The sequence below is a fragment of the Staphylococcus cohnii species complex 1663 genome (genome assembly GCF_041008415.1).
Lineage (GTDB): Bacteria > Bacillota > Bacilli > Staphylococcales > Staphylococcaceae > Staphylococcus > Staphylococcus ureilyticus.
Window position 1 is genome coordinate 320,956 of the sequence record NZ_JBFDVL010000001.1, and the last position, 20,974, is coordinate 341,929.

Annotated in this window: 21 protein-coding genes and 1 riboswitch; of the genes, 10 read left to right on the forward strand and 11 right to left on the reverse strand. The window is 33.5% G+C overall.

Annotation, left to right across the window (positions count from 1 at the left end; all coding sequences use genetic code 11):
- Positions 1 to 87 precede the first annotated feature (87 nt).
- Positions 88 to 714 carry a LysE family translocator gene (locus AB1J10_RS01490; protein WP_046207063.1) on the forward strand — a complete coding sequence of 209 codons (627 nt, stop codon included), beginning with the start codon at positions 88 to 90 and terminating at the stop codon, positions 712 to 714.
- A gap of 103 nt (positions 715 to 817) precedes the next feature.
- On the opposite strand, the gene AB1J10_RS01495 is transcribed toward AB1J10_RS01490, so the two are convergent.
- Positions 818 to 1,183: a hypothetical protein gene (locus tag AB1J10_RS01495; protein ID WP_369002980.1), complete on the reverse strand. Its 366-nt coding sequence runs from the start codon at positions 1,181 to 1,183 to the stop codon at positions 818 to 820.
- Between the two features lie 109 nt (positions 1,184 to 1,292).
- Between AB1J10_RS01495 and AB1J10_RS01500 the strand changes: the two genes are divergently transcribed.
- A complete protein-coding gene (locus tag AB1J10_RS01500; RefSeq protein ID WP_046207061.1) occupies positions 1,293 to 1,871 on the forward strand; it encodes a histidine phosphatase family protein in 579 nt (192 codons plus the stop codon).
- A gap of 54 nt (positions 1,872 to 1,925) precedes the next feature.
- On the opposite strand, the gene AB1J10_RS01505 is transcribed toward AB1J10_RS01500, so the two are convergent.
- From AB1J10_RS01505 to AB1J10_RS01530, 6 genes are all read right to left on the reverse strand, one after another.
- Entirely contained in the window at positions 1,926 to 2,141 is a 216-nt protein-coding gene (locus tag AB1J10_RS01505; protein WP_046207060.1) for a hypothetical protein, read from the reverse strand.
- A 326-nt stretch (positions 2,142 to 2,467) separates the two neighbouring features.
- Positions 2,468 to 3,088, reverse strand: coding sequence for an NDxxF motif lipoprotein (locus AB1J10_RS01510; protein WP_070038372.1), 621 nt, complete (start codon positions 3,086 to 3,088; stop codon positions 2,468 to 2,470).
- 269 nt (positions 3,089 to 3,357) lie between these two features.
- The gene (gene ahpF, locus AB1J10_RS01515; RefSeq protein ID WP_070038369.1) at positions 3,358 to 4,881 is read right to left on the reverse strand and encodes an alkyl hydroperoxide reductase subunit F; all 1,524 of its coding nucleotides are present in this window, start codon (positions 4,879 to 4,881) and stop codon (positions 3,358 to 3,360) included.
- Between the two features lie 16 nt (positions 4,882 to 4,897).
- The gene (gene ahpC, locus AB1J10_RS01520; protein WP_046207057.1) at positions 4,898 to 5,467 is read right to left on the reverse strand and encodes an alkyl hydroperoxide reductase subunit C; all 570 of its coding nucleotides are present in this window, start codon (positions 5,465 to 5,467) and stop codon (positions 4,898 to 4,900) included.
- 692 nt (positions 5,468 to 6,159) lie between these two features.
- Positions 6,160 to 6,510 (reverse strand): helix-turn-helix domain-containing protein, encoded by a 351-nt coding sequence (locus AB1J10_RS01525; protein WP_046207056.1) that lies wholly within the window; start codon positions 6,508 to 6,510, stop codon positions 6,160 to 6,162.
- A gap of 299 nt (positions 6,511 to 6,809) precedes the next feature.
- Positions 6,810 to 8,801, reverse strand: coding sequence for a catalase (locus AB1J10_RS01530; protein WP_070038366.1), 1,992 nt, complete (start codon positions 8,799 to 8,801; stop codon positions 6,810 to 6,812).
- 386 nt (positions 8,802 to 9,187) lie between these two features.
- Between AB1J10_RS01530 and nfsA the strand changes: the two genes are divergently transcribed.
- The 6 genes from nfsA (at position 9,188) to AB1J10_RS01560 (ending at position 14,026) form a co-directional block, all read left to right on the forward strand.
- Positions 9,188 to 9,943, forward strand: coding sequence for an oxygen-insensitive NADPH nitroreductase (nfsA, locus tag AB1J10_RS01535; RefSeq protein ID WP_107520723.1), 756 nt, complete (start codon positions 9,188 to 9,190; stop codon positions 9,941 to 9,943).
- Positions 9,944 to 10,018: 75 nt separating this feature from the next.
- Positions 10,019 to 10,585, forward strand: a complete 567-nt coding sequence (locus AB1J10_RS01540) for a hypothetical protein (RefSeq protein WP_046207545.1) — start codon at positions 10,019 to 10,021, stop codon at positions 10,583 to 10,585.
- Positions 10,586 to 11,128: 543 nt separating this feature from the next.
- The gene (locus AB1J10_RS01545) at positions 11,129 to 12,163 is read left to right on the forward strand and encodes a PTS sugar transporter subunit IIC (RefSeq protein WP_070038359.1); all 1,035 of its coding nucleotides are present in this window, start codon (positions 11,129 to 11,131) and stop codon (positions 12,161 to 12,163) included.
- Between the two features lie 12 nt (positions 12,164 to 12,175).
- Positions 12,176 to 12,853 (forward strand): L-serine ammonia-lyase, iron-sulfur-dependent subunit beta, encoded by a 678-nt coding sequence (gene sdaAB, locus AB1J10_RS01550; protein WP_064209629.1) that lies wholly within the window; start codon positions 12,176 to 12,178, stop codon positions 12,851 to 12,853.
- 12 nt (positions 12,854 to 12,865) lie between these two features.
- Positions 12,866 to 13,756 carry an L-serine ammonia-lyase, iron-sulfur-dependent, subunit alpha gene (gene sdaAA / locus AB1J10_RS01555; RefSeq protein WP_046207051.1) on the forward strand — a complete coding sequence of 297 codons (891 nt, stop codon included), beginning with the start codon at positions 12,866 to 12,868 and terminating at the stop codon, positions 13,754 to 13,756.
- Between the two features lie 90 nt (positions 13,757 to 13,846).
- Positions 13,847 to 14,026 carry a hypothetical protein gene (locus AB1J10_RS01560; protein ID WP_071562246.1) on the forward strand — a complete coding sequence of 60 codons (180 nt, stop codon included), beginning with the start codon at positions 13,847 to 13,849 and terminating at the stop codon, positions 14,024 to 14,026.
- 130 nt (positions 14,027 to 14,156) lie between these two features.
- Here AB1J10_RS01560 and AB1J10_RS01565 read toward each other — a convergent pair whose 3' ends face one another.
- From AB1J10_RS01565 to AB1J10_RS01580, 4 genes are all read right to left on the reverse strand, one after another.
- Positions 14,157 to 15,539: an L-cystine transporter gene (locus AB1J10_RS01565; RefSeq protein WP_046207050.1), complete on the reverse strand. Its 1,383-nt coding sequence runs from the start codon at positions 15,537 to 15,539 to the stop codon at positions 14,157 to 14,159.
- 521 nt (positions 15,540 to 16,060) lie between these two features.
- Positions 16,061 to 17,089 (reverse strand): hypothetical protein, encoded by a 1,029-nt coding sequence (locus AB1J10_RS01570; protein WP_046207049.1) that lies wholly within the window; start codon positions 17,087 to 17,089, stop codon positions 16,061 to 16,063.
- Between the two features lie 121 nt (positions 17,090 to 17,210).
- A complete protein-coding gene (locus AB1J10_RS01575; RefSeq protein ID WP_070038356.1) occupies positions 17,211 to 17,876 on the reverse strand; it encodes a hypothetical protein in 666 nt (221 codons plus the stop codon).
- A gap of 258 nt (positions 17,877 to 18,134) precedes the next feature.
- A complete protein-coding gene (locus AB1J10_RS01580; protein WP_070038353.1) occupies positions 18,135 to 18,548 on the reverse strand; it encodes a general stress protein in 414 nt (137 codons plus the stop codon).
- A 226-nt stretch (positions 18,549 to 18,774) separates the two neighbouring features.
- A riboswitch (purine riboswitch) is annotated at positions 18,775 to 18,877 on the forward strand.
- 215 nt (positions 18,878 to 19,092) lie between these two features.
- On the opposite strand from AB1J10_RS01580, the gene xpt reads away from it, so the two are divergent.
- The gene (xpt, locus tag AB1J10_RS01585) at positions 19,093 to 19,674 is read left to right on the forward strand and encodes a xanthine phosphoribosyltransferase (protein ID WP_046207046.1); all 582 of its coding nucleotides are present in this window, start codon (positions 19,093 to 19,095) and stop codon (positions 19,672 to 19,674) included.
- Positions 19,671 to 20,939 carry a xanthine permease PbuX gene (pbuX, locus tag AB1J10_RS01590; protein WP_070038350.1) on the forward strand — a complete coding sequence of 423 codons (1,269 nt, stop codon included), beginning with the start codon at positions 19,671 to 19,673 and terminating at the stop codon, positions 20,937 to 20,939. Before xpt ends, pbuX begins: the two co-directional genes overlap by 4 nt.
- The last annotated feature ends 35 nt before the right edge of the window (positions 20,940 to 20,974 follow it).

Here is a 20,974-nt window from a genome sequence, read left to right on the forward strand (position 1 = left end):
CACCATAACAGAATCATAAAAGATTTGTTTCGCGTGTTGCGATACCGTGTGCATCTTGATAACATAATTAAGGTGGAGGTGCAGAAAATGGAAGGATTAGCCGCATTTATAACAATTACTTTAATGATTATTATCGTCCCAGGACCTGATTTTTTCGTCGTGATGAAAAATTCAATCACTTCTGGTAAAGGTAATGGTGCGATGGCAGCATTGGGTATAACGACAGGCCATGTTGTTTATTCTCTACTAGCGGTCTTTGGTATTATTTTTATTTTGGCAAATATGTATTACGTGTTTTTAGTGATTAAAATACTGGGTGCTTGTTACCTTATATATTTAGGTATCAAAAGTATTATTAGCGCACGACAAAGTATGAATTTTTCAATCACACAAATGAAAGCACAACAAATCAGCTATTTAAGTTCATATAGGCAAGGTTTCTTTAGTACCATTTTAAATCCAAAAGCATTACTCTATTACATAAGTATCTTACCGCAATTTTTAAGTGCGGGCGAAGGCGTTACCACACAAATAGCGGTGTTATCCGCGATTGTAACGACAGTTATTTTATTATGGTTTATTTTCTGTGTATATATTTTTCAATACATTAAATTACTTTTTGCAAACAGAAAGATTAAAGCTATTTTTGACTATACGGTAGGTGCAGTGTTAATTGGTCTGTCGCTTAATTTATTATTTAGCAAAAGTAGTTAATCTAGATTTAACAAAAAAAGCAGCTTGAGGAAACAATATTTTCCCAAGCTGTTTTTTTGTGTGTTTTTGTGTCTATCGAATATTCAAAAGTAAATGATTTATCTTAGGGGTTAAAATAAGCACTTTCAGAAATTAATACTTTGACGCCACGATAAATATTTTTAATTGTATACCAAATCGTGAATAAGATTAAAATAATTCCTAAAATTATCATTATGACCATAATTGTATGATGTTGTTGATTGACGATCATGCCACCTAAACTTGCAACGATAATAATAAATATCGGTCCTAAATATGTGATGACATGATAGAATAGCGATTTAGCAACATGTGTGGATGCTGGTTTATCAGCAAAAATCCAAATGATGATAGGTAATATGATTGGAGCAAAAAATATGCTGAAATAACTTACAGAAGCTAAGACACGTCCACCTTGCGTATCTGAATTTAAAGGTTGTTCATTCATTTTTATCACCTCACATTTAAAGTAACAAAAATAAATATTTTATTATAGAAGTTATACTTCATCTAACAAAAATGTTACCTTATTTAAAAATACAAAGGAGTACAAACATATGAAACTATACTTAATTCGCCATGGTGAATCAAAATCCAATTACGATAAAAAAGAAGGAAATCACTATTTTTGTGGCCAATTAGACGTTCCATTAACTGAAAAAGGCGCTCGAGACGCGCAATTATTACAACATCATTTTAATCAAGTCAAAATTGATCATATTTATTTGTCTGATTTAACAAGAACGAGACAAACATATAATGCAATTTTTGATAAAGATATTCCAGCTAGTGTAACGACATTACTGAGAGAACGTTCTTTAGGTCAGTTTGAGGGTGAAAAAGTGAGTGAAATTGAACAAAATGCTCAATTTGAAACTTATTTTAATGGCGGTCCAAACAGTTCATTTAGGCACAGCTTTACTCAAAAAGCACCAGAAGGAGAAAGTTATGAAGATGTTTTAAAACGTGTAGAAACTTTCTTTAAACAAGAGCTAGATACATCTTTAGATACAGTTGTAATCATTGCTCATCAAGTTGTAATTAGATGTTGCTTCGTATACTTAGGTTATGAAAATAAAGCATCTGTGATAGATAAGCAAATTGATAATTGTGTACCTTATGAAATTGAGCTTTAGCTTTGATAAAATGACGTATTAAAAAACCTGAACTGTTTATTTGCTCAGTTCAGGTTAATATCTTTTTGCTGCTGTTAAGCTATCGTGAAATCCTTGGAATATAGTGTTGATATTGTCTAAGAAACTACCAACAATAACTGCGAGTATGACGTAAGTAATGCTTAAAGCAATAGATTTATATGAAATTACGCCATAAGTTTCTTTTTTCTCAAAGAGATTAAAAGCTATGAAGACAGCAGCCATGGCACCTAGTAAAATCGTAATTACCATAGTGCAAACCTCCCTATAAAGTTTTCGGCTGTGCTCCTACGTTTACTGTGTTCAATCTTATAACATAGGATAACAAATACATCTCCGAGAAAAAAAGTCATTTTATATTAAAAAACCTTACAATCATGTAAGGTTTTTTACAAATATAAGTCAAGATGAATCATTTAACTTTAAGTAAGCGCTTAAAAGGCTTTATAATGCTGGGAATTGGTATTGTCATCATTTTGTAATGCATAACACTTTATTTGATATCAATAAAAATGAATTTGATAGTTATTCAAAGAATGTTCACAAATTCAAGTAGTTGAATAACCATAAATGATACATTATTTATCTATTGCATCACTTTTAATACCTTTATCTTTAAGGAACTTTTTGATTTTTTCTTGTTGTTTACCGTTTACATTTCCTGCATGTTCTGCTGATACGTCTACAACGTTTAGCGTGTTTTGCGGTTGATAATTTACTTCTTCGATTTGTTTATCAGCATCTTTAATCGTGGTGTTTAACGCAGTGAAATAGTTAATGATTCGATCCACGTCATCTTTATAACCTTTAGGCAGATGATTGTCTTTGACAAAGTTTTTAAATCGCACATCGTTTTTAATCGCATTGTGTGATAAATCAGATAATCTTTTGGCTTGTGCGTCTGTGATTTTAGTATCCGTACCGGTTTGCTTATCTAATTTATACTGTATTAGATATTTATTGTCGAGAATATCTGCATTAACATCTAGATATTTTTTTATCGCTTTGTTCATTTCATCTTCGCTTATATTTTCGCCTTTTTTATGAGAAGCAAAGATATTACTTTCTGTAACTTTTTTGACATTTGAAGGGGCATGTCTTTCACTGTGTTGTTTATCATCATTTGAATTTTCATTAGCACATGCTGTGAGTATGACAGTTAGCATGAGAACGAATGTTATAAGTATACTTTTTTTCATAAAACGTATTGCTCCTTTAAAAATAGTCCAATTTATATTAATTGATGTGCTTTTGAAATTATAACCTAAGACTATCATTTCAAGCTATTGATTGATATAGATGTCGTAAAGTTAAACGCACAATCTTTTGAACAAAGTTTGAAACTTTGAGCGAAAACGTTTCATATTTGTGTAACAAGATTCGACTGCTTTTCCTTAGAAATGAAAACAACAAAAAAAGGAGAACCAAATTTGGTTCTCCTTTATCATCTATTTGAATAGGGAAGTGATTAGTGTCGAATGATATAATCAAATGCATTTAATGCAGCATTTGCACCAGCGCCCATTGAAATAATGATTTGTTTATTACGATCGTCTGTAACATCGCCTGCAGCAAATATACCTGGGATGCTTGTAGCGTTTGTACGATCAATGATTATTTCATTTGCTTGGTTTAACTCAACATAGTTATCTAACCATTCTGTATTTGGAAGTAATCCGATTTGTACGAATATACCTTCCAATTCTATAGTGTGGTCTTCACCAGTTGATTTGTCTTGATATTTAAGACCCGTCACTGAAGCTTCACCTAAAACTTCAGTTGTTTGTGCGTTCTTGATAATTGTAACGTTTGGTAAAGAGCTTAAACGTTCTTGTAATACGTCGTCTGCTTTAAGGGTAGCGTTACGCTCAAGTAGTGTAACATGTTCTACAATACCTGCTAAGTCTATTGCAGCTTCTACACCTGAGTTACCGCCACCAACAACAGCAACGTTTTTATTTTCAAATAGAGGTCCGTCACAGTGCGGGCAGAATGCCACCCCTTTATTGATAAGGGCTTCTTCACCAGGTACTTCTAGCTTACGCCAACGTGCACCTGTAGCAATAATCACGGTTTTACTTTGTAATTTAGCGTCATTATCTAAAGTGACAATAATACCATTGTCTGTTTTTTCAATATCACTTGCTCTGACACCTGTCATGGTATCTACATTATATTGCTTTACATGATCTTCAAGTGCAGAGGAGAACTTAGGACCATCAGTTTCTTTAACTGTTATAAAGTTTTCAATTGTTGCAGTATCGTTGACTTGACCACCAATGCGATCTGCAATAATACCAGTGCGTAATCCTTTACGTGCAGTATAGATAGCGGCACTACCACTTGCGGGTCCACCACCAACGATTAACACGTCGTAAGGATCTTTATCATTGAATTCCGAAGGGTCTGCTTTACTACCTAGTTCAGATAATATATCTTGTACAGTCATGCGTCCATTGCCAAATTCTTCACCATCTAAATAGATAGCTGGCACTGCCATAATATCTTCAGATTCCTCTCTGAAAATAGCACCGTCAATCATTGTATGAGTGATATTTGGATTTAATAAACTCATTAAGTTCAATGCTTGAACGACATCCGGGCATTTTTGACACGTTAAACTGATATAAGTTTCAAAATTGAGTGGGCGATCTAAAGCTTTAATTTGATCTATGACAGATTGCTCTTCTTTAGGTGCGCGACCACTGACTTGTAATAAAGCTAATACAAGTGAATTAAATTCGTGACCCATAGGTAAACCAGCAAATGTAATCCCTGTGTCTGCGTCAGGTTTATCTACTGTAAAGCTTGGTGTACGTTTTAGGTCTTTCTCTTCAATTGTGATATGAGATGATGCTGCTGCAACTTCGTCTAGTAACTCTTTTAGTTCTTTCGATTTATCATCTGAACCAAGACTTGCGCGTAGTACAACATCACCCTCCATTAATTGAAGTAATTGTTGTAATTGTGATTTTAGCTGATCATTAAGCATTCAAATCAATGCCTCCTTAGATTTTACCTACTAAGTCAAGACCAGGTTGTAATGTTTCTGAACCTTCTTCCCATTTAGCTGGGCAAACTTCACCTGGGTGTTGACGTACATATTGTGCTGCTTTAATTTTGTGTACTAATGTACTTGCATCACGGCCAATACCGTCCGCATTAATTTCAGCTGCTTGAACAACACCATCAGGATCAACGATAAATGTACCACGTTGAGCTAGGCCAACCTCTTCATCTAATACATCAAAATTACGAGTGATTGTTTGTGAAGGATCGCCAATCATTGTATATTGAATTTTATTAATTGCTTCAGAATGATCATGCCAAGCTTTGTGTACAAAGTGTGTATCCGTTGAAACTGAATATACGTTTACACCTAATTCTTGTAATTTATCATACTGATTTTGTAAATCTTCTAATTCAGTAGGACATACGAATGAGAAGTCTGCTGGGTAGAAGCAAACTACACTCCAAGAACCTTTTAAGTTTTCATCAGAAACTTCGAAAAACTCATCTTTCTTTGGATCATAAGCATTAGCTGTAAATGGTAAAATTTCCTTGTTGATTAAAGACATGTAAAACATCCTCCTATTTAATAACTTAGTGTTAATTTAAATATTTTTAATCAGATTATCATAATTTCTTAATTATAATAATTCTAATCTTTCAATTACTATTATTGCATGTAGCTATTGTTTCGTCAACATTAGTACCTTTAAAGCACAATAGATTTAAATCGTGCTCGCTATTTGTATTAGAAGATAATAAAACTAGTTAAGCTACATAAGAAAATGAAAGCATATACATTATTTGTATTTTCTTTCACACTATATAAATAGCCTTCCTATTCTCAACTAAACATAAGAATTGAGAAGGAAGGCATTGAAAGTTTGATATGATAGGATTATAAAAAAATATCACAAATTTGTGAACTTATTTACCGCTTTTGGAACTTGTAATGATAAGTAAATATTAAAGAAAGTAAATTGATTTATTGGAAAACATTAGCGCCGCATTTTGATATTTGCTAAATTGTTCCATGTTAACAATAGGTGTATATAAAATGATTGAATCACATAAAGAGATTATTTTAGGTTGTGGAATTTAGGAGAATTTAAAAAGTGAATTGTTTATGCTACTCAAAACTTAAGAATAGAAGCATAACAAATAATTTATTAGCTACATTTCTATTCCTAAGTTTTTAAAATAGCTTATGAGTTGTTCATTGAAAAAAGTGAAATAATCATATTAATAAACAATTTTATAATCAAACAAACGACTGTACCATCCACCAAATAATAAACGCTACAGGGAAGAATAACCACCAAAAGTTAGATAGAAATTCCCAAACATTCATAGGACGATCTTTCTGATTAGAAACTGGTTGTTGATAGGTTTCAATAATTGTCTTTTTTAATGCTTTATCTCCTTTAATGAGTTCATCCAATGAGACGTCGAATAGGTCGCTCATTTTTATTAACATATCAATACTAGGATAGACTTTATTCAGTTCCCATTTTGAAATGCTTTGACGTGAAATATTTAATATTTCAGCAAGTTCGTCTTGCGACCAATTTTTGAGTTCGCGTTGTTCTTTGATACGTGGTCCAATTTCCATAGTTATCACTCCTTTTATATGAAATTAACGGTATCACCATGTAATGTCACGCACTTAATCGTTTACTCGTGTGCAACTCGAGGTTGCAAACACCTATTTGAAGGTGTTTTTGAAATAAATATAGCATGAAATCAGATCAATTTGATGTAAATTGAATCTTTAAATGTTTAGTAAGTATTTACCCATATTCACATAAAAAAGACGAGATAGAAATTAAATTACAATGAAAAATTTCTATCTCGTCTGCTTGTATCATTAAATATATCGTTGCAGGGATATATTATTTTAATTTTATATGCTTATCTGTCCCAATATCTTGCGCGTTCAAATGCTTGAATAATCGTTTGAGCATCATCTGAAATATATACACCGGGTGCGTTCAAGTCTAATTTTGCATTTGATAATTTTTCTGATGCGGCTTGATTAACAACTAGCGGTTTGTTGTGTTTGTATGTGAGTTCTGCAAATGCCTCTGCATCCGGTGATAATTCTGCACCATCTGAAATTACAAACACACTATCAAATAATGTAGGGTGTGCAGTATCATACGTTTCAGTTATGCCGAAATCTTTAGTGATATCTTTAGGTTGTTTGCCTACAAAAGCATAGTTGAGTTTGTTGTCGGCAAATGTTTTGGCATATGATTTTAATGTTTCCTCATTTATCTCACCGTTCACAAGTACTGCTACAGAATGTCCAGGTAATGGTATATCGAATTTTTCCATTGTTAACTTACTATCTTTGGCATCAGTTTGTACTTCTTCATTTTCTTCTGGCACTTCAACACCTACGTTTGCTGCGACGCGCTCTGCCAATGCGCGATCAACTTTGTTTAGTTGATTCACTGCATTTTGTTTAACCATAGCTGATTTACATTTACCAATTTCAAATGAAAATCCATCTACGGTATGGTCGAATTCAGGCTTTGTTAAACTATTCAAATAAAGTTTAGCTTGGCTGTAATAATCTTTAAAGCTTTCACTACGTTTTTGTATTTTACGTCCTTCAACTTTTTCTTGATAATGTTCGTAGCCGCCTTCTTCTTTAGGTGTTGTGTGGGGATCGTTGTTGTTTAATGCATTGTTGTGATATGCCGTTTGTCCTTTATGGACATTCATTTGATGCATAGCATCTCTTTGGTTATTGTGTACTTCATTAACTGGTCGATTAATTGGTATTTGATTAAAGTTTGGTCCACCTAATCTTGATATTTGAGTATCCGTATATGAGAATAAACGTCCTTGTAATAGAGGGTCGTTAGAGAAATCAATGCCAGGCACGATATGACCAGGATGGAACGCTGCTTGTTCCGTTTCATCAAAAACATTAGATACGTTTTGATTTAACGTCATTTTACCAACAATTTCAACTGGAACTTCATCTTCTGGCCATATTTTTGTTGGATCTAAAATATCAAAATCAAAATCAAATTCTTGTTCTGGTCGAATCACTTGAAGGCCTAATTCCCACTCAGGGTAGTCTCCTTTTTCAATTGCTTCATATAAATCTTTGCGATGGAAGTCAATATCTTTACCGGATAAGATTTGTGCCTCATCCCATACCAATGATTCTAAACCGTGAACTGGCTTCCAATGAAATTTTACGAAATAGGATTGACCATCACGATTAACCAAGCGGAAGGTATGGATGCCGAATCCTTCAATCTGTCTAAAGTTTTTAGGGATACCTCTGTCACTCATAGCCCAAACCGTTGTGTGCGTTGATTCTGGGTTTTGTGCGAAAAAGTCCCAGAATGTATCGTGAGCAGTCCCACCTTGAGGCATTTCATTGTGTGGTTCAGGTTTAACAGCGTGAATTAAATCTGGAAATTTAATAGCGTCCTGTATAAAGAAAACAGGTATATCGTTACCTACTAAATCAAAAATACCTTCATCTGTATAGAATTTTGTAGCAAAACCACGCACGTCTCTTACTGTATCTGGAGAACCTTTTGATCCTTGGACAGTTGAAAATCTGACAAACACTGGGGTAGTCTTTTCAGGATGTGTTAAAAAGTCTGCAGAAGTGTATTCAGATAAATCTTTGTAAACTTGAAATTCACCGTGAGCGCCAAAACCGCGAGCATGTACGATTCTTTCAGGAATTCGCTCGTGGTCAAAGTGCATAATTTTCTCTCTAAAATGGAAATCTTCTAATAAACTAGGACCACGTTCACCAACGGTTAATGTGTTTTCATCTTCACTTACTTTAACGCCATTATTCGTCGTCATTGCTTTATCGTCATTGTTTTTTTCTACATTTTTTAATTGTTCCTGTTTTTTGTTACTCAAATGAATTACCCCCTTGTTATTATTGTTCCACATTTATGTTTTGGAAAACATTTCAATTTTGAATATTATTATTTTTAAAACAGGAGATATTACAAAAGGAAAATATACTTGTGGTTATATAGCAATATATGAAAAAATTTAAGAAGTATTTTTGTGTCCATTTCTGACATATATAATGTGCCAAGATGATTTATTTAATTGAAGCACACAAGCATCACATTCGTGTTTTATTTTGTTTATATATTTTAGGAATATTCAACATTTAAATAGGATGATAACATTTAATAAGAGTGAAAAAAGGGTAAACAAATAACAAGCAATTCACTGTGAGCTTTGTTAACATCTAAATACTATAAACACATACACAAAAGAGGAGCGGATAATACATGTCTGATTATGTATACAACTTATTGAAAAAACACCATTCAGTCAGAAACTTTAAGCAAGAGCCTATTCCAGAGGAGCATATTAAAAAATTAATTGAAGCGGGTCAAAGCGCTTCAACGTCAAGCTATTTACAGGCTTATTCAATTATTGGTATAGATGATCCTGAAGTTAAAGAGGACTTGAAAGAAGTGTCAGGTCAACCTTATGTAGTAGAAAACGGTTATTTATTTGTCTTTGTTATGGATTATTACAGACATGCAATCGTTAATGAAAATACTAAAAAAGATATGGCAACATCATTTGAATCAGCAGAAGGTTTGTTGGTCGGTACGATAGATGCGACATTAGTTGCACAAAATATTGCTGCTGCAGCTGAGGACATGGGTTATGGCATGGTTTATTTAGGGTCATTGAGAAACGATGTTGAACGTGTGCGTGAAATTTTAGACTTACCTAAGCATACTTTCCCATTATTTGGTATGGCATTAGGCATACCAGCAGATGACGAAAATGGAGATCCTAAACCACGTTTACCACTTGAAAATATCTTCCATCACAATAAATATGATAGTGATAAAGAAACGCAACGTAAAACATTAGCAGATTACGATGAAACTGTAAGTAAATATTATGAATCCCGTACAAATGGTGAACGTACTGAAACGTGGTCAGAACAAATTTCTAATTTTATGAGTGCTAAGCAGAGACTAGATATGTTAGAACAATTGAATAAATCAGGTTTTATTAAAAAATAATTCACTGACAACTTCTGTTGCGTGTCACTTATGATGAAAAGGTCATATCATAGAAAGGGGTTGGTTATGTTGAGCATGTTTGACAAATTTTTTGGTAAGAAAACGCATGGAAATCATAAAGCTAAAGAGCAATATATTTATTCTTCTAGCAGTAAACTAACCCCTCAAGAAGCTCAAGCCTATTGGGTGAAATTGGCCCAAAAGTTAGTTGTTGGAGCTATTAATTCCGTTGATCACACAGCAGAACGTATATTTATTCTTATTTCATTTAACGAAAACGATTCTACGATAGATATATTCTTTCAAATGGATGGCCAGTTAAGAATGTGGAATGATTTAGATAATCAAACCCATAAAAGAACAATATCAAATAGTTTAATTTCACAAGCACCTAATCTCGTGAAGCATGTGAACTGCTTATATGATAGTGTTAATTTAACTCGGCTCGCATATTCACAGATTCAATATGAATTTGAAAGTAAGGCGTGGTATTTACATGATATTAGCGAAGATAGTGCTGAAGCGCATTTAGACAAAAATCCTGCATTTTTAAAATGGTTTGATGATGTTTCGAATACAATTGATAACATTCCGTTAGATAGTAAACAAAAAATTACTTGGGGTCCATTTAAACCAAGATAACAAATATTTAAAAGTGAGAATCAATTTTCTGTTAACAAAATAGAAGTAAAGACAGTCAGTGTTAAGGAAAACAATCAAAATGAAAAATTTAAAATTAAATCGACTGTTTCATTAAATTTATGTCCATATGTTAAGTACTTGTAAAATAAATACTTTGGTCTAAAAAAGAACCGTCAATTTCTATTGCAATAATAATAGAAATTGACGGTTTTTGTTTTATGTTATTTAGGAGTTCGTTACACAATGATAGTACTTAGTTACAATATTAGTACCAATTCAGTCATTTGTTCAAATTATTGCAGCTATTGAACGGTTATTTTAGTGAAAACTCATTATCTTTCGCAAATTCATTAACTTAATATAACAAACAATATAACAAATGGATTATTATATTATATAAAATTCATTATTTTGTGAATTTATTCACAAATATTTCATAAAAGTCTGTTTTTTGCCATTGTAAGTGTTTTCACAAAGTTTTATGATGTGGTTGGAAATAAAAAATGATAGATATCAATGAAAAATAGAAAGAGGTTTGAGGAAATGGATATTATTTTAGGTGTAGGAACGCTATTCATTGTATTGTTAGCTATGACGTTATTTTTAAATTTTGCACCTTATGGTAAGAAAGGGCTACAAGCATTGTCGGGTGCTGCCTGTGCAACATTCTTACCACAAGCATTTTTAAGTTATGCCATTGGTGGCGTCTTTGACATTAAGTTTTTGCAGGAAATTGGTGACTTAGCCGGTAGTTTAAGTGGTGTAGCAGTCGGTTTTCTTACTTGTTTAAAATTAGGTGTCTCGCCAGTTTTTGCTGTAATCGTTGGTTTAGTACTTCACGATTTTAAATTATTACCCGCTTTTTTAGCTGCTTATTTGGTTTCATTTGCTATTAAATTTTTAGAAAAAAAAGTCACAGAGGGCTTAGATTTAATAACTGTAATTTTATTTGCTCCTGCTGTTTCTTTCCTTCTTGCAAGTATTATGAGCCCAGGTGTTATCGCTTTATTAAAACAAATTGGTAGTGCCGTGACAGCTGTTGGTGACAACAATCCTTATGTATTAGCAATTATTTTAGGTCTTATTATTCCTGTTACAGGTATGACACCACTTAGTTCCATGGTATTAACAAGCTTATTAGGACTAACTGGTTTGCCTATGGCGATTGGTGCACTGACATGTACAGGTAGCTCATTTGTCAATTTCATTATGTTTAAACAATTAAAAATAGGTAACGCTTCCAAAGCTTTCGCTGTTGCAGTTGAACCATTAACCCAAATAGATATTATTGCGAAGTATCCTTTGCAACTCTATGGTACCAATGCACTTATTGGTGTTGTAAACGCATGTATCGTCACATTTAGTGGATTAGTAATCAACGTGACAGGTATGGCGACACCAATTGCCGGTGCTATTGTATTGTTTGGATTTAATGACCCGATTAAATCTGTGATTACGATTATTACGGTATCAATTACTAGTATTTTATTAAGTCTAGTTATAGGAAAAATGATTAATAAATTTAATATGACTAGCTTGAATTTCAATCTACCTAGAATGAAAAAACAGACCAATTAAGGAGAGAGAAGAATGGCAAGAAAACAAGATTATCAAAGTGCTTTTGATGTTATTGGTCCAATTATGATGGGCCCATCTAGTTCTCACACTGCAGGTGCAGTGAAAATAGGCAATGCTGCACGAACAGTATTACAGTCTGAACCTCAAAAGATTGTGATTCATTATTATGAATCATTTGCCTCCACGCACAAGGGTCACGGAACAGATTTAGCAATTATTGGTGGGTCAATGGGTTTCAGCACATTTGATGAACGAATTAAAGACGCTATCACATTTGCGGAAGCACAAAATATTGATATAGAAATTATAGAAGAAACAAGTGCTAGCTTGGGTGAACATCCGAACTGCGCATTAATTAAATTAGATGGTAATGGAAGACATGTAGAAATTAATGGTATTTCAATTGGTGGAGGTACAATTAAGATTAAAAGTATCCACGTGGATGGGCTTTGTATCCTCATGCATCATGCATTGCCTATTTTGGTTGTAGATGGAGAAGCTAATATTTCTTTAATTAACCATTTGATTAATGACTTGATTGAGTATGAAGTAGATATTAATGAAGAAATTAAAACAATTAATAATGACAAATGTTTATTGGCATTACATTTAAATAAAGCTTTAGATGTAGATAGTTTAAGTAAATTACGTGAGAAATATAAAGAATTAAATTTTTCATATATTTGTTAGAGGAGTGGCAATATGTATCATTCAATGCGAGAAATTATAGATTATGCAGTGGCACAGAACACAACATTTGCTGAAATGATGATTCATGAGGAGATGGAATTAAAAGGGATTTCAAGGGATGAAGTTCGTGCATTAATGAAACAAAATCTTGATGTTATGAGAGAAGCGTTAGAAAAGGGACTTTCTGGAGATGGTGTGAAAAGTGTAACAGGTTATACTGGACATGATGCAGTGAAACTAGATCGATATAATGAAGATTACCATGCTTTATCTGGACATGATATGGTAGAAGCTTTAAAAGGTGCAATATCGACAAATGAAGTGAATGCTGCGATGGGTATCATTTGTGCAACACCAACTGCTGGTTCATCAGGTACAATACCAGGCATATTATTCAAGTTAGAAAAAACACACGGTTTAACAGAAGCGCAGATGATTGACTTTTTATTTGCTGCAGCACTATGTGGCAAAATTATCGCAAACAATGCAAGTGTGGCAGGTGCTATTGGTGGATGTCAGGCAGAGGTGGGATCAGCCTCAGCAATTGCAGCAGCTGCAGCAGTTGAGATATTTGGTGGAACACCTGAAGAAAGTGGTCATGCGATGGCATTAGCTATCAGTAATTTATTAGGGTTAGTTTGTGACCCTGTGGCAGGGTTAGTTGAAATACCTTGTGTTATGCGTAATGCTATTGGTTCAGGCAATGGTTTAATCTCAGCTGATTTAGCGTTAGCTGGAATAAAAAGTAGAATTCCAGTAGACGAAGTGATAGAGGCGATGGATAGAGTAGGACGCAACTTGCCGGCATCGTTGAGAGAAACTGGACTGGGAGGTCTAGCTGGAACGCCAACTGGAGAAGCAATAAAGAAAAAAATATTTGGACAAACAAGTGTTGAATCTTAAAAAGTAAAGATATATCCATTGAAGGTATTGAAAAATTAAATTGAAAAAATGCATGTTTCCCACTAAACTAAATTAAAAGAGGTGGGAGACATGTTACTGAAGTTAGGGATTATTTTTATTGTGTTTGTTATAAATAGTATCGTGACGTATTACTTAACTACGAACGGTACATGGGTCAACCTATTGTTGAAATCATTATCGCTAAGTTTGATTATTGTCTTTATTTATAATTACGTAAAACTGATGATAACAATAAAACGACAAAAATAGTAATATGATTAAAATTGAATTGATAATATAGTAAAAGTATAGAAATGAAAAAAGGTTGGAACGACTAGCGTTCCAACCTTTAATTATATTTATAAAAATATTTGAAGTTCATAGTGAGTGATGTCTTTTATTATGAACTTGTGATTTCCCCGTATTCTTTCGAATGATAAGTGTCAGTATCTAAGTTGTTTGTCAATTTAGCTGTACCTGTACCAGCAAGCATAGAGTCGTTAACGTTTAATGCAGTACGACCCATATCGATAAGTGGTTCTACTGAAATCAATACACCCGCCAATGCAACAGGTAAATTTAATGTAGATAATACAATGATAGATGCGAATGTTGCGCCACCACCGACACCTGCTACACCAAATGAACTAATCACAACAATGCCTATGACAGATAAGATAAATTGTAAATTAACTTCGACACCAGCTGCCGGTGCTACCATGATTGCTAACATTGCTGGATAAATGCCGGCACAGCCGTTTTGACCAATAGAAAGACCAAATGAAGCTGAGAAGTTTGCAATACCATCTGGCACTCCTAAACGATTTTTTTGAGTTTGAACATTGAGTGGTAAAGCACCAGCACTTGAACGAGAAGTAAATGCAAATAGCAATACTTCAGACGTTTTCTTAACAAATGTAACAGGGTTCAGTCCCATACCAGTTACAATGAGTAAGTGAATGATATACATTACAATTAATGCCGCGTAAGATGCGATTACAAATTTTCCTAATGTCCATATTGCACCAAAATCACTTGTAGCGATTGTATTCGCCATGATAGCTAAAATACCGTATGGAGTTAGACGTAATACAAACGTTACAATTGCCATTACGATATTATAAACGGCATCGATACCACGTTTAAGTAAGTGACCACTTTCAGGTTGTTTACGCATTACACGTAAGAAGGCAAAGCCAACAAATGCAGCGAAGATCACTACAGCGATTGTTGATGTTGTACGCTGACCAGTGAAATCTAAGAATGGGTTACTTGGTAATAATTCTAAGATTTGTTGTGGTAGCGTGTTAGCTGTCATATCCTTAGCTTGACTTGCGATTTCACTACCTCTTGAGCTTTCGGCACTACCTAAATCAATCGTAGATGCGTCTAAGCCAAAGACAAGTGCTGAGATAATACCGATAATTGCCGCAATTGCTACAGTCCCAATTAAGAAAATGAAGATATAGATGCCAATTTTAGCAAATTTTTCTCCAATATTAATTTTAGTAAATGCGGAAACGATTGAAATAAATATTAAAGGTATAACAATCATTTGTAAGAATGAAATATAGCCATCTCCAACTATACTAAACCAATCTGTGGTTTGTTTAGTGACCTTTGAATCCACACCGTAAATTAAATGAATAGCAATCCCAAAGACAATCCCGATGCCTAAAGCTGTAAAGACACGTTTAGGAAACGAAACATGTCTTCTTGCCATTACATATAATCCGATAAGGAAGGCCGCAAAAATAATGATGTTTAAAATTGTTAATAACATAAAAACAAGACCTACACTTTCTTTTATTTAATTTATTTTGTTAAATCCGATACGCATACTAAGGATAGTAGCAAAACGAATAATATTCAAGTCAATTACTCAAAAAAATTATAAAATTTATATGACTTTATTTTTGAAGCAGAATCGGAAGGGCTATAAATCTAGGCAGAATATGGTGTCAAGGCGTTTGTGGCTAAATTAGATAGAAATTCAATGAGGATGAAATTAAGGAAAATTTTTGATTTAGAAACTAAATAATCCATTAAAAGAAGATAATGAAGTAAACACAATTTTGGATTTAGAAAAGCTGGTAGATATTTTAATACGAATTTCGATTCGAGTAATATTATAGTTTAAAGTGACCTTAGTAAAGTCAAAATAGCGCTGTAATTTTTGAATAATAGCTATATCACAAACTGTGAAATTTTATGCAAAACAAAAAACGTCAATTTCTATACGATTTCAATAGAAATTGACGTTTTTTTAACCAAAGACTTTTTGGCTTTGGTATCATCTTTAACTTATAAATTAAAGAGGCGTGCGAAAAATCCTTTACGTTCTTCTTTGCGCTCTTCTTTAGCAAGTGGTGAAGCGTATGACGTTGTTTCTTGAGACGTGTTTGCTTGTTGTGCGTCTGACTCATTTGTAGTAGACGATGCTGATGCGGTTTCTTTGTTATGATCTGTTTGTTGCTCAGCTTCAGAAGTTTCTTTATGTGTATCTTGTTCAATTTGGTCATCTGTTTTATCGGCTGAATTTACTTCGGCAGCTTGCTTTTTAGTTTCTGAATTTGCTGATTGTGTCGAAGGTTGTTCGCTAATTTGTGTGATTTCTTCATCGGCAGTTTGTGTTGATACATTTTCAGAAACTGTATTTGTATGAGCATCTGCTGTGTCAGTCGCTTTTTCAGGTGTTGCTTTCGTATTTGCTTGCTCAGTTGTATTTTCAGTGAATGCATTCGCTTCATTATTAATTGAACTTTGATTTGTATGCACGCGTTCAGATTCGACATTAGACTTCACAAGTTCTGTTTGTTCTTTTTGGGAATCCTGAATGACACTTTGTGTAGATTTAATTTCATCTGTAGATGATTGAATTGCTTTCAGTGATTCTGTATTTTCTTCTAGTTTAGATGTAATTTGATCTTGCATTTTATGCAATTCTTGCTGTTGTTGGTGCACTTGATTAATCATTTGTCCGAGCATTTGGCGTTCGTCACGCATATTTTGAATTTCGGTACGTAAATCTTCTACGAGTAAAGACACATTTTGATCTGAAGGTAGGTTGTTGTCATCCTCTTTGACTAATACCTGTAGAAAATCTTTTTCCTTTTCAAGTTCTTCGAAGGCTAAATCATAGCTATTTGTCTGCTTCACTTTTTCAGCAATATCTTGGAAGAGTTCAATATCCTCTTCTTGGAAATCTGTGGCTTCGCGGCCACGGTATTCGGTTTTACTAAGTTGATAACCACGTTCTTCTAAATGTTGAACGATTTTACGGACTTGCTTTTCACTTAGTTCAACACGTTGTGCAAATTCTTTAGTTAACATAGAAATGAGTCCTTTCATAAGTGATTTTATGTATACGGACGTTTGTCTTCGGTTAGTGAAACGTCAGTCTTACCTCTATGTTAGTCTAAACTGTTTTAACAGTGATTTCAAGTGGTGTACACTATGATTTACGTAAATCCATTTCTTCTAATAATGGGTAAATAATACTTCTAGAAATTCTGTTCGCAAATACATACTTTAATATATAGTTTGATTTAATACTTGGCCCATATATGTCTTTTGTCAGTTCTATATTAGATTTGATAAACAAATCTTTAGGTAATCCTTCTGAATATCCGTCTAAATTTGGGGCTAGATAATCTAAATCATATTGTCTTTCAAAACCATGGCTAAATAAAAACTCGCGTCTGTTACTGAGCACCTGTTGCTCATCTTCTGAAACAAGTTCTGGTTCTTTAGGTACCTCTAGCATAATAAAGTTTACATCGTGTTCATGTAATTGATTGGATAAATAATTAATTTCCTTTTCAATACGTGTCAAAGTATTTGTAATTAATTCATCGTGGTCCGATTGATCATTTGCAATTAAATAGATTAAAAAGGCAGAATTTGTTGTCGCTTCATAATGTGCAGTTGCTAAGCTAACAACTTTATCTGACTGTAAGCCTACTAAAAAGATATAATCATCTTTGGTATGTTCATTTTTTAAAGATTGTTTAAATATTTGTTCATCTTCAGATAAATCAATGTCGAATTGTCCATCATATAGTTTTAATGCTGCTTTAAATAATGGATCATCAATTGATTTGATAGTCTTAAAATCCATGAATAGATGCCCTCCAATAATAATGCGTTTATTATAACATAGTAAATAAATGGAAATCAGTGGAAATAATTTTTAAAAATATTCTATGGGTCATTTATAAAAGGAATAAAATAGGAGCGAGACAGAAACCACAAAATACAAAGTGATTTCCTGCGTTCGCTCCTTATAAAGGTAGTCTATAATGTTAAGTAGCTATGTGAAAGTATTTTGTGATCTTATTAAAATAATAGTATAAATCACACTTTACTTGAGCGTAGATTAGGATTTTGGTCCATCTGTTTCTTCTGCGTAATGCTTATCTTTAATAGCACTATTTGTATATGCAGCATTTGCTTCTTGTACTTCTTCATGAGAAGAGTTATCTTTAGTTGCAATCACGAGATAGTTATTATCAAGGATCTCTTTTTTATAACGCTCTTTATCATCATCGCTAATATCATAATAAGCTAAAACAGTTTCTTCGCCGTCTTCGCCAGTTAAAATTTTAGCCATTTTGTCACTGAATGAGCCACTCGTTGCTGTTAGGTTTACTTCAGAATCATGTAATTCGTCAAAATGAAGTTTTGTCTTACTAATTACTGAAATTTCAGATTCAACATATCCTTCTGACAATTTTTGCTGGATAGTTGGTAGTATTTCGTCTTTACTTTGTACGATTGTAAAATCAGCCATTAACTGTCCCTCCGTCCACTTTTCTATTGTTTATCTAATACTTTCCCTATTAACTACTAGGTAAAACGAATATATATTTATTATATAATGAAGTGGCGTATCTGACAATCTTGATTTAAAAGTAAAGAAAGCGGTTACTAACATAATTGATTATTAATAAATCTCCTTCTTTAAAGCGCTTACTTATAATATTCGTGTTGAAAATCATGCCGAAATTTGCTATCATCAGTTAATAATTTATCTAACTCATATAATCTAGAGAATATGGCTCTAGAAGTTTCTACCATGTTGCCATTAACGACATGACTATGGGTAACCAATACAATACAAAGCATTCAACTTCAATCGTTTTAAAGTTTGATTTGGGAAATGAAGTGATTAATATATTCTTCTAAAACAATTGTCGTGTTTTCAATTTCTACATAATTAGGGAAATGAATGTTGAAGGCTATCAGTTCTTTATAGTATTGCACGTTCACTCATAGATCCTGAAACTAAGTTAGTTTAGGATTTTTTTTGTATAAAAAATGAGGAGGTTTTTTGAGTGGATTTGTTAAAACGGAAAGTTGAGGCAGACGGTGTCGTCATTGATGAGAAGATTTTGAAGGTAGATGGGTTTTTAAATCATCAAATAGACGCAAAGCTGATGCACGACGTAGGACTAACGTTTTATAATCAATTTAAAAATGAAGGGATTACTAAAGTATTAACGATTGAAGCATCTGGTATTGCACCAGCAATCATGGCAGCAATGCATTTTGATGTACCATGCTTATTTGCTAAAAAGGCAAAGCCTAGCACGTTAACGAAAAATACATATCAAGCTGATATCCATTCATTCACTAAAAATACGACGAGTACTGTAGTGGTTTCAGATGAATTTTTAGACGAAAATGATCGCGTATTAATTGTTGATGATTTTTTAGCTAATGGTGATGCATCATTAGGCTTAAATGAAATTGTTCAACAAGCCAATGCTGAAACTGTTGGCGTAGGCATTGTAGTTGAAAAGAGCTTCCAACCAGGCAGAGAACGTTTAGAAACAGCAGGGTTGAAAGTATCGTCTTTATGTAAAGTTGCTTCTCTAAGTGGAAATAAAGTGACATTTGTTGAGGAACAATCATGAAGACATTTATCTTAAGTTTACAACATCTATTGGCGATGTATGCAGGCGCCATACTCGTACCAATTATTGTAGGGACAAGCTTAGATTTTACTCCAGAACAAATTGCCTTCTTAGTCACTGTTGATATTTTTATGTGTGGTGTAGCCACATTTTTACAAGTTTGGAAAGGCACAGGCACCGGATTGCCTATCGTCTTAGGTTGTACATTTACTGCCGTTGCGCCGATGATTTTAATCGGGCAAACCAAAGGCATAGGTGATTTATATGGTTCCCTTTTCTTATCAGGTATATTGGTTGTCATCATTGCTCCATTCTTTTCATATTTAGTTAAATTCTTTCCACCAGTTGTAACAGGTAGTGTCGTTACAATTATAGGTATCAATTTGATGCCAGTAGCGATGAATTATTTAGCAGGTGGAGAAGGTGCTAAAAATTTTGGTGATGCCAAAAACATCTTACTTGGTGTAATTACATTAATAGTCATATTAATTGTGCAACGTTTTACAACAGGTTTCTTAAAATCTATTGCCATATTGATTGGCTTAATTGTAGGTACAGTATTAGCGTCAATATTTGGCATTGTTGATGTGAAACAAGTTGGTGAAGCACATTGGTTTTCGTTACCACAACCATTTAGATTTTCAACATTCAGCTTTGATTTTGGCGCAACTTTAGTATTCTTTATTGTTGCGTTAGTCAGTCTGATAGAATCAACAGGTGTTTACCATGCATTAAGTGAAATTACAGGTAAGAAATTGGAAAGAAAAGATTTTCGTAAAGGTTATACAGCTGAAGGTCTTGCGATTATCTTAGGATCTATTTTTAATGCATTCCCGTATACTGCTTATTCTCAAAATGTAGGCTTAGTATCATTATCTGGTGCTAAAAAGAACAAAGTTATCTATGGCATGGTTATCTTGCTCATTATTTGTGGTTGTATTCCTAAATTAGGTGCTTTAGCAAATATGATTCCACTACCAGTATTAGGTGGAGCAATGATAGCAATGTTTGGCATGGTTATGGCATATGGTGTTAGTATATTAGGTAATATTAATTTCAAAAATCAAAATAATTTATTGGTAATCGCGGTATCAGTTGGACTAGGAACGGGTATAAGTGCAGTACCACAAGCGTTTCAAGCTTTAGGAGACCAATTCGCATGGTTAACTCAAAATGGTATTGTACTCGGTGCGATTTCAGCAATTGTTTTGAATTTCTTTTTTAACGGCATTAAGAATCAACAAAACATAGAAACTATGGAATAATGGAGCTATAAAACAAATATTAGGAGGCTGTATTC

What these genes read in the sequence shown, in the direction of transcription:
- nfsA (WP_107520723.1), top strand. Translation starts at nt 9,188, where the DNA reads ATGTCTGATTATGTATACAACTTATTGAAAAAACACCATTCAGTCAGA.
- AB1J10_RS01560 (WP_071562246.1), top strand. Translation starts at nt 13,847, where the DNA reads ATGTTACTGAAGTTAGGGATTATTTTTATTGTGTTTGTTATAAATAGT.
- AB1J10_RS01540 (WP_046207545.1), top strand. Translation starts at nt 10,019, where the DNA reads ATGTTTGACAAATTTTTTGGTAAGAAAACGCATGGAAATCATAAAGCT.
- AB1J10_RS01565 (WP_046207050.1), bottom strand. Translation starts at nt 15,539, where the DNA reads ATGTTATTAACAATTTTAAACATCATTATTTTTGCGGCCTTCCTTATC.
- AB1J10_RS01500 (WP_046207061.1), top strand. Translation starts at nt 1,293, where the DNA reads ATGAAACTATACTTAATTCGCCATGGTGAATCAAAATCCAATTACGAT.
- ahpF (WP_070038369.1), bottom strand. Translation starts at nt 4,881, where the DNA reads ATGCTTAATGATCAGCTAAAATCACAATTACAACAATTACTTCAATTA.
- AB1J10_RS01495 (WP_369002980.1), bottom strand. Translation starts at nt 1,183, where the DNA reads ATGAATGAACAACCTTTAAATTCAGATACGCAAGGTGGACGTGTCTTA.
- pbuX (WP_070038350.1), top strand. Translation starts at nt 19,671, where the DNA reads ATGAAGACATTTATCTTAAGTTTACAACATCTATTGGCGATGTATGCA.
- AB1J10_RS01570 (WP_046207049.1), bottom strand. Translation starts at nt 17,089, where the DNA reads ATGTTAACTAAAGAATTTGCACAACGTGTTGAACTAAGTGAAAAGCAA.
- sdaAB (WP_064209629.1), top strand. Translation starts at nt 12,176, where the DNA reads ATGGCAAGAAAACAAGATTATCAAAGTGCTTTTGATGTTATTGGTCCA.
- sdaAA (WP_046207051.1), top strand. Translation starts at nt 12,866, where the DNA reads ATGTATCATTCAATGCGAGAAATTATAGATTATGCAGTGGCACAGAAC.
- AB1J10_RS01545 (WP_070038359.1), top strand. Translation starts at nt 11,129, where the DNA reads ATGGATATTATTTTAGGTGTAGGAACGCTATTCATTGTATTGTTAGCT.
- AB1J10_RS01505 (WP_046207060.1), bottom strand. Translation starts at nt 2,141, where the DNA reads ATGGTAATTACGATTTTACTAGGTGCCATGGCTGCTGTCTTCATAGCT.
- AB1J10_RS01575 (WP_070038356.1), bottom strand. Translation starts at nt 17,876, where the DNA reads ATGGATTTTAAGACTATCAAATCAATTGATGATCCATTATTTAAAGCA.
- AB1J10_RS01490 (WP_046207063.1), top strand. Translation starts at nt 88, where the DNA reads ATGGAAGGATTAGCCGCATTTATAACAATTACTTTAATGATTATTATC.
- AB1J10_RS01525 (WP_046207056.1), bottom strand. Translation starts at nt 6,510, where the DNA reads ATGGAAATTGGACCACGTATCAAAGAACAACGCGAACTCAAAAATTGG.
- ahpC (WP_046207057.1), bottom strand. Translation starts at nt 5,467, where the DNA reads ATGTCTTTAATCAACAAGGAAATTTTACCATTTACAGCTAATGCTTAT.
- AB1J10_RS01510 (WP_070038372.1), bottom strand. Translation starts at nt 3,088, where the DNA reads ATGAAAAAAAGTATACTTATAACATTCGTTCTCATGCTAACTGTCATA.
- AB1J10_RS01580 (WP_070038353.1), bottom strand. Translation starts at nt 18,548, where the DNA reads ATGGCTGATTTTACAATCGTACAAAGTAAAGACGAAATACTACCAACT.